The organism is Streptomyces sp. NPDC007875 (assembly GCF_042868035.1).
Taxonomy (GTDB): Bacteria; Actinomycetota; Actinomycetes; order Streptomycetales; family Streptomycetaceae; genus Streptomyces; species Streptomyces antimycoticus.
The window spans coordinates 40,962-55,920 of sequence record NZ_JBIADZ010000030.1 but is presented as its reverse complement, the minus strand read 5'-3'; the positions used below and the strand labels follow the sequence as shown (position 1 = coordinate 55,920).

Annotated in this window: 11 protein-coding genes; 4 read left to right on the top strand and 7 right to left on the bottom strand. The window is 72.0% G+C overall.

Annotated elements, in window-relative coordinates:
• Positions 1–189 precede the first annotated feature (189 nt).
• On the top strand, positions 190–2,217 hold the full coding sequence (locus tag ACFYOY_RS40095; protein ID WP_388592672.1) for an ABC transporter ATP-binding protein: 2,028 nt from the start codon (positions 190–192) through the stop codon (positions 2,215–2,217).
• Between the two features lie 22 nt (positions 2,218–2,239).
• Here the strand turns inward: ACFYOY_RS40095 and ACFYOY_RS40090 are convergent, their stop codons facing one another.
• The 5 genes from ACFYOY_RS40090 to ACFYOY_RS40070 all read right to left on the bottom strand — a co-directional run bounded on the left by ACFYOY_RS40090 (position 2,240) and on the right by ACFYOY_RS40070 (position 8,032).
• A complete protein-coding gene (locus ACFYOY_RS40090; RefSeq protein ID WP_351901075.1) occupies positions 2,240–3,661 on the bottom strand; it encodes a HAMP domain-containing sensor histidine kinase in 1,422 nt (473 codons plus the stop codon).
• A complete protein-coding gene (locus ACFYOY_RS40085; RefSeq protein ID WP_351901077.1) occupies positions 3,658–4,398 on the bottom strand; it encodes a response regulator transcription factor in 741 nt (246 codons plus the stop codon). Before ACFYOY_RS40085 ends, ACFYOY_RS40090 begins: the two co-directional genes overlap by 4 nt.
• A gap of 128 nt (positions 4,399–4,526) precedes the next feature.
• Entirely contained in the window at positions 4,527–5,639 is a 1,113-nt protein-coding gene (locus tag ACFYOY_RS40080) for a trypsin-like peptidase domain-containing protein (RefSeq protein WP_351901079.1), read from the bottom strand.
• A 534-nt stretch (positions 5,640–6,173) separates the two neighbouring features.
• On the bottom strand, positions 6,174–7,196 hold the full coding sequence (locus ACFYOY_RS40075; protein ID WP_351901081.1) for a LacI family DNA-binding transcriptional regulator: 1,023 nt from the start codon (positions 7,194–7,196) through the stop codon (positions 6,174–6,176).
• A gap of 23 nt (positions 7,197–7,219) precedes the next feature.
• On the bottom strand, positions 7,220–8,032 hold the full coding sequence (locus ACFYOY_RS40070; RefSeq protein WP_351901083.1) for a response regulator transcription factor: 813 nt from the start codon (positions 8,030–8,032) through the stop codon (positions 7,220–7,222).
• Positions 8,033–8,286: 254 nt separating this feature from the next.
• Between ACFYOY_RS40070 and ACFYOY_RS40065 the strand changes: the two genes are divergently transcribed.
• Positions 8,287–9,240, top strand: coding sequence for an alpha/beta fold hydrolase (locus ACFYOY_RS40065; RefSeq protein ID WP_351901085.1), 954 nt, complete (start codon positions 8,287–8,289; stop codon positions 9,238–9,240).
• 14 nt (positions 9,241–9,254) lie between these two features.
• Here ACFYOY_RS40065 and ACFYOY_RS40060 read toward each other — a convergent pair whose 3' ends face one another.
• Both ACFYOY_RS40060 and ACFYOY_RS40055 read right to left on the bottom strand, forming a co-directional pair.
• Positions 9,255–11,213: an ABC transporter ATP-binding protein gene (locus tag ACFYOY_RS40060; RefSeq protein ID WP_351901087.1), complete on the bottom strand. Its 1,959-nt coding sequence runs from the start codon at positions 11,211–11,213 to the stop codon at positions 9,255–9,257.
• A 115-nt stretch (positions 11,214–11,328) separates the two neighbouring features.
• Entirely contained in the window at positions 11,329–13,071 is a 1,743-nt protein-coding gene (locus tag ACFYOY_RS40055; RefSeq protein WP_388592601.1) for an ABC transporter ATP-binding protein, read from the bottom strand.
• 121 nt (positions 13,072–13,192) lie between these two features.
• On the opposite strand from ACFYOY_RS40055, the gene ACFYOY_RS40050 reads away from it, so the two are divergent.
• Positions 13,193–13,468, top strand: coding sequence for a MoaD/ThiS family protein (locus tag ACFYOY_RS40050; RefSeq protein ID WP_059145932.1), 276 nt, complete (start codon positions 13,193–13,195; stop codon positions 13,466–13,468).
• 11 nt (positions 13,469–13,479) lie between these two features.
• Complete coding sequence (locus ACFYOY_RS40045; protein WP_388592598.1) at positions 13,480–14,877, top strand: hypothetical protein; 1,398 nt, start codon at positions 13,480–13,482, stop codon at positions 14,875–14,877.
• Positions 14,878–14,959 lie beyond the last annotated feature (82 nt).

The window sequence follows — 14,959 nt, the reverse complement described above, 5'->3', positions numbered from 1 at the left end:
AAAAAAAACCCCCCCCCCCCCCCCCCCCCCCCCCACCGCCCCCCCCCCCCCCCCCCCCGCCCCCCCCCGGGGCCCCCCCCCCCCCCCGGGGGGGGGGGGGCGGGCCCCCCCCCCCCCCCCCCCGCCTCGGCCGTGTCCGGAGCCGACTGGGAGAGACCGACCGTGACCTCGTACGAAGACCAGCCCACCATGCAGCTGCGCGCGCTCGGGGCCGACCCGGCCACCGGCCTCGGCCGGCATCGGCGCGCCGGGCGGCCGCGCCCTTACGGTCGTCACCAGCCGAAGGCGTCCCCGCAGCTCCCCGAGGAGTACCTGCCTGTAGACCCGGGGGACGGCGAGCCCGGCGGCGAGGGGGCCGCCCCGCGGCTGCCCGCGCGGCAGGCGTTCCGCCGGTTCTGGCCGCTCACCAGGGGCGACCGGCGCTGGCTGGTGCTCATCTGCGCCTGTGTCATCGCCGCGGCGCTCGCCGAGACCGCCGCCATCCTGCTGTTCTCCGATCTGACCGACAACGCCTTGCGGCAGGGCTCGCTCGGTGCCTTCTGGGTCCCCGCCACGCAGTGGCTCGCGGTCGCGGTGCTCGGCGCGGCCGTCGGCTATACGGGCAACTCGCTCGCCGTATGGACCGCCGAGCGGTTCGTACTGCGGCTGCGGGCCCGGGTCTTCGCGCATGTGCAGGATCTGCCGCCGCACTTCTTCCAGCGCCACCGCCAGGGCGATCTGGTCGAACGCCTCACGGGGGATGTGGAGTCCATCGAGCAGATGGTGGTCTCCGGGGTGGTGAGCACCGTCTCCGCCCTCTTCAGCACGGTCTTCTTCTCCGTCGCCGCCTTCCAGCTCCGCTGGGACCTGGCGCTGGTCACCTTCGTCCTGGCACCGCTCTTCTGGCTGGCGGCTCGGCGTTTCTCCGGGCGGATCGGCTCGGTGGCGAGGGACGAACGGGTCGCCGACGGCGCGATCACCTCCGTCGTCGAGGAGTCGCTCGGCAACGTCGTGCTGACGCAGGCGTACAACCGTAAGGACGCCGAGGAGCGGCGGCTGGGCCGGGAGGCGCGTGCGTGGATGCGGGCGTCGGTGGCCGGTGCCCGGATGAGCGAGCTGTACGAGCAGTTGGTCGAGGTCATCGAGACGCTGTGCGTGCTCGCCGTGATCGGGCTCGGCGCCTGGGAGATCTCCCAGGACCGGATGACCATCGGGCAGCTGCTGGCCTTCGCCGCCTTCCTCGGCTATCTCTATCCGCCGATCCGCAACCTCGGACAGCTCGGTCTCACCCTTACGGCCGCGACCGCGGGCGCCGAGCGGCTGCTGGAGATCCTCGACGCCGAGCCCGCCGTGAGCGATCCGCCGCCGGGGGCCGCGGTGGCGCCGTGGCGGGTGCACGGCACGGTGGAGTTCGACCGGGTCGGCTTCCGCTACCCAGGCGGCGACCGGCGCAGCCTGGCCGGCGTCTCGTTCACCGCCCGGCCGGGTGAGTTCGTGCTGATCACCGGGGCGAGCGGGGCGGGCAAGTCCACCGTCTCCAAGCTGCTGACGCGCTTCTACGACCCGGCGGAGGGATATGTGCGGCTCGACGGCGTCCCGCTGTACGCGATGCCGCTGGGCTTTCTGCGGGCGAACGTGACGCTGCTGCCGCAGGAGACCCTGATCCTGCACGACACCATCCGCGAGAACATCGCCTGCGGCCGCCCCGGGGCCGCCGAGCACGAGATCGTCCGGGCGGCGCGGGACGCCGCCGCGCACGACTTCATCACGGCCCTGCCCGCGGGCTACGACACCCGGATCGACCCGCATACGGCGCGGCTGTCCGGCGGCCAGCTGCAGCGCATCGCCATCGCCCGCGCGATGCTGCGCGACGCGCCCGTCCTCCTCCTGGACGAGCCCACCACCGGTCTGGACGCGCTGGCCGCACGGCGGGTCGCCCGGCCGCTGCGGCGGCTGATGTCCGGCCGCACCACGCTCATGATCACCCACGATCTGCACCTGGCCCCGGACGCGAACCGCATCCTGGTGCTGGACCACGGACGGGTGGTGGAGACCGGCACGCATCGCGAACTGCTGGCACTGGACGGCGCGTACGCCCGGCTGCACGGCTCCGGGGACGGCGCTCTGGAGGACTCCTTGGAGGGCCGCTCATTGGAGGGCCGCTCATTGGAGGGCCCCGTGGGCGGCTCCCCAAGCGACACCGGGCCTCAGCCGACGCTCCGGCTCGGACCGATCTGACGGAAACGGGCTGGGGCCGCGCTCAGCCGACGTCGATCCCCGGCGGAGCCGTCGGCGCGCCCGGGAGCTTGATCCAGGCGACCGTGCCACCGCCCGGGGCCGCCTCCAACCCCACCTGACCGCCCGCCTGCTGGACCGTGCGGGCCACGATCGACAGGCCGAGGCCCGAACCGGGCATGCTGCGGGCGGACGGGGAGCGCCAGAAGCGCTCGAAGACATGCGGCAGTTCCTCGGCGGGGATGCCGGGGCCATGGTCGCGCACCCTTACCTCTCCGTTTCTGAGGACGACGTCGACCACACCACCCGAAGGGCTGAACTTCACGGCGTTGTCGAGGAGATTGACCAGCGACCGCTCCAACGTGGCCGCCTCGCCGCGGACGTACCAGGGCTCGATCGAGGCGTTGATCGTGAGATGCGCACCGCGCAGCCGGGCCCGCTCCAGGGCCGTCCGCGCCACCTCGTGCAGGGCGATCACCTGCGGGGGTCCGCTGCCGGGCAGGGCGTCGGGCCGGGACAGCTCCTGCAGATCGCCGATCAGCGCGGCCAGCTCGGTCATCTGCGCCTTGACGCTCCCCATGAGCGCCTTACGGTCGGCGGGCGGCAGCGCGCGGCCGGTCTCCTCGCTGCGGGCGAGCAGTTCGATATTGGTCCGCAGCGAGGTGAGCGGGGTGCGCAGCTCATGTCCGGCGTCCGCGATGAGCTGCTGCTGACGGTCGCGGGAGGAGGCGAGGGCCGCCGTCATGGAGTTGAACGACCGGGACAGCCGGGCGATCTCGTCATCGCCGTCCGCCGGAATGCGGACGGCCAGATCCTCGGTGCGGGCCACGTGCTCGACCGCCTCGGTCAGCCGGTCCACGGGCTTGAGCCCGGTCCTGGCGATCCACAGGCCCGCGGCGCCCGCGCCGACGACGCCGACCCCGGCGACGACGGCGAGGACGAGGGTGAGCGTGCCCAGCGGATGCTCGACCTCGCTCAGCGGGCGGGCCATGGAGACGGCGATCCCCCGCGGCAGCGGGCTGCCGGGGCCCTCGGTCGGCCGGTAGGTGTACACCCGCATGTCCCCGCCGCCCGCGCCCGTCGCGTCATGCAGCGCGCTCGGCCGCTGTCCGACGGCCACCTCCACATCGGCGGTGGTCACCGGGAGCTGGGTCGCCCCGGGCTGGGTGCAGCGGCTCCCGTCGGCCAGCACGATCTGCACGGAGTACGAGCCGAGGGCGCGCGGGGTGTGGCCGTCGGCGCCCCCGGGGCTCTGGCACGCCTCCAGGATGCTCAGCACATTGCGCTCGTCCACCTTGACGTTCCGGAGGGAGGAGTCGAGTTGGGCGCTGAGCTGTTCCCGGACGATCAGCCAGCACGCGAACGCGGACACCGCCACCGCCACCGCGACGGCCACCGCGGTCAGCAGGGCCAGCCGCGAGCGCAGCGGCAGTCTGTGGAACCTCACGAGGGATCGCCCTCCGCGGGCCGCAGCACATACCCCACCCCGCGCACGGTGTGCACGAGTCGCGGCTCGCCGCCCGCCTCGGTCTTACGGCGCAGATACATCACGTACACGTCCAGCGAGTTGGACGACGGCTCGAAGTCGAAGCCCCACACCGCCTTGAGGATCTGCTCACGGGTGAGCACCTGACGGGGATGGGCCAGGAACATCTCCAGCAGGGTGAACTCGGTACGCGTCAGCTCGACGCGGCGCCCGCCCCGGGTGACGTCGCGGGTGGTCAGGTCCATCCGCAGATCGCCGAAGGCCATCACGTCCCCTTCGGGGAGCGCCGCGCCCTGCCGGCCCGCGTAGGAGCTACGGCGCAGCAGGGCGCGGATGCGGGCCAGCAGTTCGTCCAGTTCGAAGGGTTTGACGAGGTAGTCGTCCGCGCCCGCGTCGAGCCCGGTGACCCGGTCGCCGACCGTGTCCCGCGCGGTGAGCATGAGGATGGGCAGCGTCACCCCGGTGGCGCGCAGCCGCCGCGCGGCGGTCAGCCCGTCCATCCGGGGCATCAGCACATCGAGCACGATCAGCTCGGGGTCGTAGGAGCCGACCTTGTCCAGCGCGTCCAGTCCGTCCACGGCGGTCTCGGTCGCGTAGCCCTCGAAGACGAGGCTGCGCTGCAGGGCTTCCCGGACGGCCGGCTCGTCGTCGACGATCAGGATGCGGGCGGGCTGATCGCCGTGGTCGGCGGGGCTCATGGGTCGATTTCCTTCACGATCACGATGACGGTGGGCGGGGAGGTGGCCGCGCTGCCGAGCGAGCCGCTCCGCGGGAATGGCTCCGTCGCTGCTCCGCCGCGCTGCTGCCAGCCTCGCACGTGGGTCGGTCAGACGTTGCCGTCACTGCCGCCCGAGCGCAGGGAGGCGAGATCGGACTTGACCGTGTTGATCGGGATCGAGAAGCCGAGGCCGACGCTGCCCGCGCTGCTGGAGCTCTGGCCCGAGGCCGCGGAGTACATCGCGGAGTTGATGCCGATGACCTGGCCGCTCATGTTGATCAGCGCGCCGCCGGAGTTGCCCGGGTTGAGCGAGGCATCGGTCTGGAGGGCCTTGTAGGTGGTGGTCGACTCGCCGACGTCGCCGTTGTACCGGCCGCCGCCGAACTCGAAGGGCCACTGACCGCCGCCGCCCTGCCCCTGACCGCCCTGGCCCTGGCTCTGGTCCGTGGAGACGGTGACGTCGCGGTCGAGCGCGGAGACGATGCCGCTGGTGACGGTGCCCGTGAGCCCCTCCGGCGAGCCGATGGCCACGACCTGGTCGCCCACGGTGACCTTGCTGGAGTCGCCGAGGGCCGCGGCCTTGAGCCCGCTCGCGCCCTCCACCTTGATCAGCGCGAGGTCCTTCTTGCTGTCGGTGCCGACGACGGTCGCGGTCTTCTTACTGCCGTCGCTGAAGGTCACCTTGATCGAGTCGGCGCCGGAGACCACATGGTTGTTGGTGATGACCTCGCCGCCGCTGGTGATGACCACGCCGGACCCGGTGGACTGACCGCTGGTGCCACTCGCGCTGACCTCCACGATGCTGGGGCTGACGGCCGCCGCGACCGCCGAAACCCCGCTGCTGCTGGTGGATTTGGCGTTGACCACCGGGGTGGAGACCGTGGTGTCGGACTTCTGCGTGGCGTTGGTGACCAGCGCGGCCGCCCCACCGCCCACGAGCGCCGAGACCGCCGCCACGGCCGCGATCAGCGCGACCGGACGCGACGCCCGCGCCCTGCGCCGCCCTCCACCACCGTGCGCCCCCTCACCCGCGACCGCACCGCCCTCCCCTCCGACCCCGCCCCCACCACCACTGCCACCACTCGGCCACACGGTGACCCCGGACGGTGTGGTGACCGCCTGCTGAGGCTCATACGCGGGCGGATCGGGATACCCCGCACCACCGCCGTACGAGAAGGGATAGGGCTCGTCTGCGCCGCTACGGCGTGTGCTGTCCGTCATGTCTATGACTGTGCGGCCGAAGTATGAGAGTCCCCTGAGTGCCCGCTGAGAACCCCACCAGAAGTCGGTATGCCCGACATAAGGCGGCGAGCAGGGGCGCGCCTGCGGGCGCCGAGGAACGTCGTAACCCTCGGGCTCCGCCGCCCCCGAACCCCTCAGTCGCACCGCAGGTCAGCGAGGTCCGTCCGCAGAACATGGACGTCGCGCCCCACCGGCACGCCGCCGTCAGACGGACACTCCGCCCCGGAGGGCGCGGCGCCTCCTCGAACGTCGGGACCCAGCCACGGAACGCCGGGATCACCAGCCTCGCCAGGCGCGAATCTCCCCGCCGGGGAGGCCGCTGGGCGGGCGCGCGCCGCGCATGGCACCCGTTCGCGGGGGCGCAGGGCCCCACAGCGCGCGGGCGCAGCCCGCCGGGAAAGCAGCCCACACCGCACAGCACAACCGGCCCGCCGGGCCAATCCCGCCGGACGGCGAAGACGACAGGGGGCCGTCGGGGCCCCAGGGCCCCGACCCGGGCAGAAGCGCTCCGCGCTAGGCGCAGCCGCAGGAGTGACGGACCACCAGTGCCGACGGGAACTGCTTGACCCGCTCGCGGCGGGAGCTCGCCAGGCGGACGCCGTCGTCCAGCACCAGATCGACCGCGGCGCGCGCCATCGCGGGGCGGTCGGAGCCGACCGTGGTCAGCGGGGGGTCGGTGAGGTGGGCTTCCTTCACGTCGTCGAAGCCGGCCACCGCCAGCTCCCCGGGGACCTCGATCCGCAGCTCACGCGCGGCCCGCAGCACCCCGAAAGCCTGGTCGTCGGTGGCGCAGAAGATGGCCGGTGGCCGGTCGGGGCCGGCCAGCAGCTCGAGGGCGACCTTATAGGCGTCGTACCGGTTGTACGGGGCCTGGAAGAGCCGCCCCTCCGTGGGGCGGCCCGCCTCGTGCATCGCGCGGCGCCAGCCCTCGACGTGGTCGGTGACGGGGTCGCCGACGGTCGGGGTTATCTCGGTGCCGCCGAGGCAGGCCACGTAGTCATGGCCGTGCTCCAGCAGATGCCGCACCGCCAGCTGCGCGCCGCCGACGTCGTCCAGCACCACCGCCACGTCGTCGATCGCCTCGGGCCGCTCGTGCAACAGCACCACCCGGGCGTCCCACGCCTCGATCTCGGCCGCCGCGTTCTCACTCGGGCCCTGGCTGATGAGGATCAGCCCGGACACCCGCATCCCCAGGAAGGCACGCAGATAGTGCACTTCGCGCTCGTCGAGGTAGTCGGAGTTGCCGACCAGCACCATCTTTCCGCGCTCGGCGGCCGCCTGCTCGACGGCGTGTGCCATCTCCGCGAAGAACGGCTGCCGGGCGTCCGGAACGATCAGCCCTATGAGATCGGTCCGGCGGCTCGCCATCGCCTGCGCGACCCGGTCCGGCCGGTAGCCGAGCTCCTTGATCGCGGCAAGCACCCGCTCGCGCGTGGCCGGGGCGACCGGCCGGGGTCCGTTATTGATGACGTAACTGACGACCGCGGTCGAAGTCCCCGCAAGCCTTGCCACATCATCCCGCGTCACCTTGGCCACGCGCGAAGTCTACGCGGGTCCAGCTAGCTGTTGGCCGGTCGTGCGGCAGCGGCCCTCGCCGCGGAGCCGGACGCCCCGTCGGGCTGCTCGCCCCGCGCCGTGTCGCCCGCGGCCACGCCCCGCGCCGCGGCCTTGGCCCGGGCCTCCTCGGCGGCGCGCTCGACCTTCTCCGGCGCGACGAAGCGGTAGCCCACGTTCCGCACGGTGCCGATCAGGGACTCGTGCTCCGGGCCCAGCTTGGCGCGCAGCCGCCGGACATGGACGTCCACAGTGCGGGTGCCGCCGAAGTAGTCGTAGCCCCAGACCTCCTGCAGGAGCTGCGCCCGGGTGAAGACCCGGCCGGGGTGCTGGGCGAGATACTTCAGCAGCTCGAACTCCTTGAATGTGAGATCGAGCACACGACCCTTGAGCTTGGCGCTGTACGTGGCCTCGTCGACCGACAGATCGCCGTTGCGGATCTCCATCGGGCTGTCGTCGGTGGTGATCTGCTGGCGGCCCATGGCCAGCCGCAGCCGGGCCTCGACCTCCGCCGGGCCCGCGGTGTCCAGCAGGACGTCGTCGACGCCCCAGTCGGCGGTGACGGCGGCGAGCCCGCCCTCGGTGACCACCAGGATCAGCGGACAGCCGGGGCCGGTGGACCGCAGCAGCTGGCACAGGCTGCGCACCTGCGGCAGGTCGCGGCGGCCGTCGATCAGGATGACATCGGCTCCCGGCGTGTCCACCAGGGCCGGGCCTTCGGCGGGAGCCACCCGCACGCCGTGCAGCAGGAGGCCGAGGGCGGGGAGCACCTCCGTCGAAGGCTGGAGTGCGTTGGTCAGCAGCAGGAGGGAACTCATCGTCCACCACCCGCCCCGGCCATGTTCTCGAGGTTGTGCACGCTTCGCTCGCCCATTACGTCGGTTCCTCCTCGGTCCCTTGCGAGAGGGGCACCTCCCGGGCAGCGCCCGGGGGAGTCTGCGGCTACTACTTCGTACGGTCACGCTCCGCACCCTTGGAGCGACGGTGCGCTCAAACGCGCATCACGCCCCGAAAGCACAAAAGGACCCGGGGGCTACGTTGCCCGGATCCTCTTCACAGCAGAATAACCCACATGACATGTGCCCGAGAGGCTCAATCTGCTCCGCGTTGTCCTTCCAAGGTCATCACGAGGGAGCTGCGGGCCACGCTGCTGACCGATGACGGCGTCTCGATCGAGGCGCTGTACGAGCCTTCCCCGACGCCCGGCACCGAACCCTGCGACCATCTCGTGACGGTGGTCGGGCACGGGTTCACCGGCGCCCTGGAGCGCCCCGCGCTGCGGCGGGTGGCGTCGGCGTTTGCCCAGCGTACGGCCGTGATCACGTTCTCGTTCCGGGGCCATGGCCGGTCCGGCGGACGGTCCACGGTCGGCGATCGCGAGGTGCTGGACCTGGCCGCCGCGGTGCGCTGGGCGCGCCGCCTCGGGCATCGGCGGGTCGCCACGGTCGGCTTCTCGATGGGCGGGTCGGTGGTGATCCGGCAGGCGGCGCTGTACGGGAAGAACAATAAAATCCAGCCGGTGCAAATCGCACACGATGGGGAGCGCACAGGGCGCTCACCGGGGCGCACGGACCCGGCACCCGCGGAGACGGACGGGGAGGCGCCGGGCGCGCCCGGCCAGGCGGCCGACGGTGCCGCGCCCGATGCCGTGGTCGCGGTGAGCGCACCCGCCCGCTGGTACTACCGGGGCACCGCGCCCATGCGGCGGGTCCACTGGGCGGTCACCCGGCCCGCGGGCCGCCTGGTCTCCCGCTACGGGCTGCGCACCCGGATCGACCCCCGCGGCTGGGACGTCGATCCGCTCTCCCCGGTGGCCGCCGCGCCGCTGATCGCGCCGACGCCGCTGCTGATCGTGCACGGCGACCGGGATCCGTACTTCCCGCTGGACCATCCGCGGATGCTGGCGTCGGCGGCGGACCCGTCCGCCTCGGAGCTGTGGATCGAACCGGGCTTCGGCCACGCCGAGACCGCCGCCTCCCCCGCCCTGCTGACCCGCATCGCCGACTGGGCGGCGGCCCACGCCTGAGGGGGCGGCCCCACCTATTCGGCCTCCGCCACCGGCTCGGCGAACTGGGACGCGTACAGCCGGGCGTACGCACCGCCCGCCGCGAGCAGCGCGTCATGCGAGCCCTGTTCCACGATCCGCCCCGACTCCATCACCAGGATCACGTCCGCGTCCCGGATGGTCGACAGCCGGTGCGCGATCACGAAGCTGGTACGGCCGCTCCGCAGCGACGCCATCGCCCGCTGGATGAGGACCTCGGTACGGGTGTCGACCGAGCTGGTGGCCTCGTCCAGCACCAGGATCGACGGCTCCGAGAGGAACGCCCTGGCGATCGTGATCAGCTGCTTCTCCCCCGCGCTGACATTGGAGCCCTCCTCGTCGATCACCGAGTCGTAGCCGTCCGGCAGGGTCCGTACGAAGCGGTCCACATAGGTGGCCTTCGCCGCCTCGACGATCTTCTCGAAGCTCGCCCCTTGCGCGCCGTACGCGATGTTCTCGGCGATCGTCCCGCCGAACAACCAGGTGTCCTGCAGCACCATCCCGATATGGGAGCGCAGCTCCTCCCGCGACATCTCGGCGATGTCCACCCCGTCCAGCGTGATCCGCCCGCCGCTGACCTCGTAGAACCGCATCAGCAGATTGACCAGTGTGGTCTTTCCGGCGCCGGTCGGCCCGACGATGGCCACGGTCTGCCCCGGCCGCACCGACAGCGACAGACCGTCGATGAGCGGCGTGTCCGGCTGGTAGCGGAAGGAGACCTCCTCGAACGCGACCTGCCCCCGCACCGCCTCCGGCCGCCGCGCGTCCACCGGCTCCGCGCTCTGCTCCGGCGCGTCCAGCAGCTCGAAGACCCGCTCGGCGGAGGCCACGCCCGACTGCACCAGGTTGGCCATCGAGGCCACCTGGGTGAGCGGCTGGCTGAACTGCCGGGAGTACTGGACGAACGCCTGGACATCGCCGATCGACAGCGCACCGGAGGCCACCCGGAGCCCGCCGACCACGGCCACCAGCACATAGTTGAGGTTCCCGATGAACATCATCGAGGGCTGGATCAGCCCGGAGATGGACTGGGCCCGGAAGCCGGCCGCGTAGAGCTTGTCGTTCTGCTCCCGGAACAGCTCCGCGGACTCCTTCTCCCGCCCGAAGACCTTCACCAGCGAGTGGCCGGTGTACATCTCCTCGATATGGGCGTTGAGCTTGCCCGTGGTCTTCCACTGGGTGACGAACTGCGGCTGGGCGCGCTTGCCGATACGCGTCGTCACCCACACCGAGACCGGGACGGTGATCAGCGCCACCAGCGCCAGCAGCGGCGAGATCCAGAACATCATCGCCAGCACGCCCACGATCGTCAGCAGCGAGGCCAGAATCTGGCTGAGGGTCTGCTGCAGCGTCTGCTGGATGTTGTCGATGTCGTTGGTGGCGCGCGAGAGCACCTCACCGCGCGACTGCTTGTCGAAGTACGACAGCGGCAGCCGCGCCAGCTTGTGCTCCACGTCCTCGCGCAGCCGGAAGACGGCGCGCTGGACGATGGCCGTGGCCACCCGCGCCTGCACCAGGCCCAGGAGCGAGGCGACGACGTACAGCGCCGTGGCCCACAGCAGCACGATGCCGACCGCGTGGAAGTCGATGCCCTGGCCGGGGGTGACGTCCATCGAGGCGACCATGTCGGCGACCGTGCCCTGGTCCCTGTCGCGCAGCCACTGGACGGCCTGCTCCTTGCTGGCCCCGTCGGGAAGCTGCCGTCCGATCAGGCCCGCGAAGATCAGGTCGGTCGCCTCGCCGAGGATCTTCGGACCCATCACCGCGAGCGCGACGCTGCACGTGCCCAGCGCGAGCACCAGCAGCGCGATACCGCGCTGGGGGCGGAGCCGGGCCAGCAGCCGGCGGCCGGAGCCGCGGAAGTCCAGGGACCGCTCGGTCGGCTGCCCGCCCATGAAGCGGCCGGGCCCGGCGGCGGGCGCCGGGCCCCTGCGGGGTGCCGAGGTGCCGCTCATGCCGTGCCCCTTGCGTTCGCCCCGCTGCGCCGGCAGCTGATGTGACGGTCGCCCACGCGGCTCAGAGGTGCGACTTTCGTCGTCTTCTGCGGCTCAGTGGCCGCGCGTGCGTCGCTCATGCCGCTTCCTGTTCGGTGAGCTGGGAGAGCACGATCTCGCGGTAGGTCTCGTTGCCGGCCATCAGCTCGCCGTGGGTACCGGCGCCGACGATCCGCCCCGCGTCGAGCACCACGATCAGATCGGCGCCCCGGATGGTGGACACCCGCTGGGCGACGATGACGACCGTCGCGTTCTCGGTCTCCTCCACGAGCGCCGCCCTCAGCCGGGCGTCGGTGGCGTAGTCGAGCGCGGAGAAGGAGTCGTCGAAGAGGTAGACGGACGGCTTGCGGACCAGGGCGCGGGCGATCGCCAGCCGCTGCCGCTGCCCGCCGGACACATTGGTTCCGCCCTGGGCGATCGGGGCGTCGAGCCCGCCCTCCATGGACTCCACGAACTCCCGTGCCTGAGCGGTCTCCAGGGCCCGCCACAGCTCCTCGTCGGTGGCGTCGGGATTGCCGTACCGCAGGTTCGAGGCGACGGTCCCGGCGAAGAGATATGGCTTCTGCGGGACGAGCCCGATGGTCCGGGTCATCACCTCCGGGTCCAGGTCGCGCACATCCACCCCGTCGATGTGGACGCTGCCGTCGGTCGCGTCGAACAGCCGCGGCACCAGCCCGAGCAGGGTCGACTTACCGCTGCCGGTGGAGCCGATGACGGCGGTGGTCCGGCCGGGCCGGGCGATCAGCGAGATGTCGCGCAGCACCGGCTCGTCGGCGCCGGGGAAGCGGAACTCCACGCCCCGCAGCTCCAGCAGCCCCTGTCCGGCGTCGGAAGGAGTGGCCGCGACGGGCACGAGCGGCGGTACGACACTGGTCTCGGTGTCCAGCACCTCCTGTACGCGCTCGGCGCACACCTCGGCCCTCGGCACCATCATGAACATGAAGGTGGCCATCATCACGGACGACAGAATCTGCGCCAGATAGCTGAGGAACGCGGTCAGCGCGCCGATCTGCATCCCGCCGCTGTCGATCCGGTGCCCGCCGAACCAGACGACGGCCACGCTGGAGACGTTCACCACCAGCATCACGGCGGGGAACATCAGCGACATCAGCCGTCCGGCCCGCAGCGAGACGTCCATCAGCCCGGTGTTGGCGGCGGTGAAGCGGTTGCGCTCATGGGTGTCGCGGACGAAGGCGCGGATGACCCGGATACCGGTGATCTGCTCGCGCAGCACCCGGTTGACCGTGTCGATGCGCTCCTGGACATGGCGGAACAGCGGCCGCATCCGGCGGACGATGAACGTGACGACCACGCCCAGGACCGGAACGATGAGCAGGAGCAGCCCCGACAGCGGAACGTCCTGGTTGAGTGCCATGACCACACCGCCGACGCACATGATCGGCGCCGAGACCATCAGGGTGAACGCCATCAGGCACAGCATCTGCACCTGCTGCACATCGTTGGTGGTACGGGTGATCAGGGACGGCGCCCCGAAGTGGCCCATCTCACGGGCGGAGAAGGACTGAACCCGGTCGAAGACGGCGGCCCGCACATCGCGGCCGAGCGCCATGGACGTGCGGGCGCTGAAGTAGACGGCTCCCGCGGCGCACACGATCTGAACAAACGTGACGGCGATCATCAGCCCGCCGACTCGGACGATGTAGCCGGTGTCGCCCTTCACCACTCCGCCGTCGATGATGTCCGCGTTCAGCGCGGGGAGGTAGAGAGTGGCGAGGGTCTGCACCAGCTGCAATAAAACGATCAGCGTGATCGTTCGGGTATAGGGCCTCAGATACGCCCGTATCAGTCGTACCAGCACACCGAAACCTTAAGTGACTCACGCCCCGAACCGGCCGTATTTTCGACGAACCGCGCGTGGTCCATGGCGCGGGCCCGCACCCGTCATCATGGAGGCGGCAGATGACGGGAAAGGGATCGCGATGGCGATGAAGAACACGCCCGCCGGGACCATCCGGTACTGGGCCGCAGCCCGCGCCGCGGCCGGTACCGCGGAGGAGCCGTACACCGCGCGGACACTGGCGGAAGCACTCGAGGTGGCCCGGGAGCGGCACACCGCTCGGCCGGAGTTCGCGCGGGTCCTGCTGCGCTGTTCGTTCCTGGTCGACGGAACCCCGGTCGGCACCCGCGACCACAAGACGATCCAACTCGCCGAGGGCGGCACGGTCGAGGTGCTCCCGCCGTTCGCAGGAGGGTGAACCCCGAGCTCATGAGCAACCAGCCGCACCAGCCCAACGAGTCCCACGAGCCCCACCAACAGAACCAGCAGCCGCCGCATCCCCCGTACGGGTCGTACGAGGCTCCTTACGGCGGATACGACCAGAACGCGCATCCTTACGGCGGCAATCGCGGCCCGGGCAACGGCGACCACGGCCAGGGCGGCGGCCAGCAGCCGGCCGACTGGCCGGGGTACGAGGGCCATCCGCAGCAGCAGGGGTACCCCCGGGCCCAGCCGCAGCAGTACCAGCACCCGCAGCAGCAGTACCAGCAGCAGCAGCCGTACGCGGATCCTTACGCCGCCCAGCAAGGGCACCAGGGCCAACAGGCGCACCAGGGGCAGCACCCGCAGCAGGGACACCAGGCGCACCAGGGGCAGCACCCGCAGCAGGGACACCAGGGCCACCAGGGCCACCAGGGCCACCAGGGCCAGTACGCCCAGGGCTGGGATCAGCAGCAGCACCCGTACCAGCCCGCCGCCCAGCACCAGGTCCAGCCCCGGCACCCGGCACAAGCCCAGCACGCACAGACGCAGCACGCACAGACGCAGCCACAGGCCGCGCCCGCCGCCGCGACGGCAACCGCGACCGCCGAGCCGCCCGCCCCGCAGCCGGACCGGCCGCTCACCGCCGCCGAGAAGGCCCGCGCCGAGGGCCGTCCGCAGATCCTCCCCCCAGGGTTCGTCCCCGCCGCCCTGACCGCCGTGCTCGCCGGCCTGCTCGCGGCCACCGCGCCGCTGGGCCGCCCGGCGGTCGCCGTCGTGGTGGCGGTGCTGCAGGCGGTCACGGCGGCCGGCTGGTTCCGGCTGAACGGCATGTGGCCCGCCCGGCAGGGCATCGCGCTCGCCTACGCGGGCGGTCTGGCCGCCAGCATCGGCCTGCTCGCCACCGAGCCCGCGCACGCCCCGACGGTCCTCATCGGCACCATCGGCGTCTGGCTGCTGCTGGTGGTCATCCTCCAGCTGCGCAGCCACGCCTCCGCGGACGAGCGGCTGTACGGGCTCACGGCCGCTGTGGCGTCCACGGCCCTTACGGTCCTCGCGGCCGGCCATCTGGCCGCCGTCGCCGAGTCCTCGGACGCCGTCGTGGTGGGGGCGGCCGCCGTCGCCGTGGCCGTGCTCGTCCGGGCGCTGCCGCTGCCGACCGCCGCCGCCGTCGTGGTCGCGCTGGCGGCCGCCACGGGCGCTGGGGTCGGGGCCGGACAGCTCACCGGAACGGGCACCTCCACTGCCGCCCTGCTCGGGTTCGCGGCCGGGGCGTGCGCGCTGATCGGCCACCGGGTCGCCAGCTACGACTACCCCTCGCGCTTCGTTCACATGACGGCCGGCGTGGCGCTGCCGCTCGCGGCCGCGGCCCCCGTGGTCTATGTGATCGGCCGCGCACTGGGCTGACTCCCCGGCTCCCGCTCGGCCGCTCCGGATAGGCTCGCAGCCTCAGGCGAGGGCCTGAGCAAGAGCCTGGGGGACCCACGCA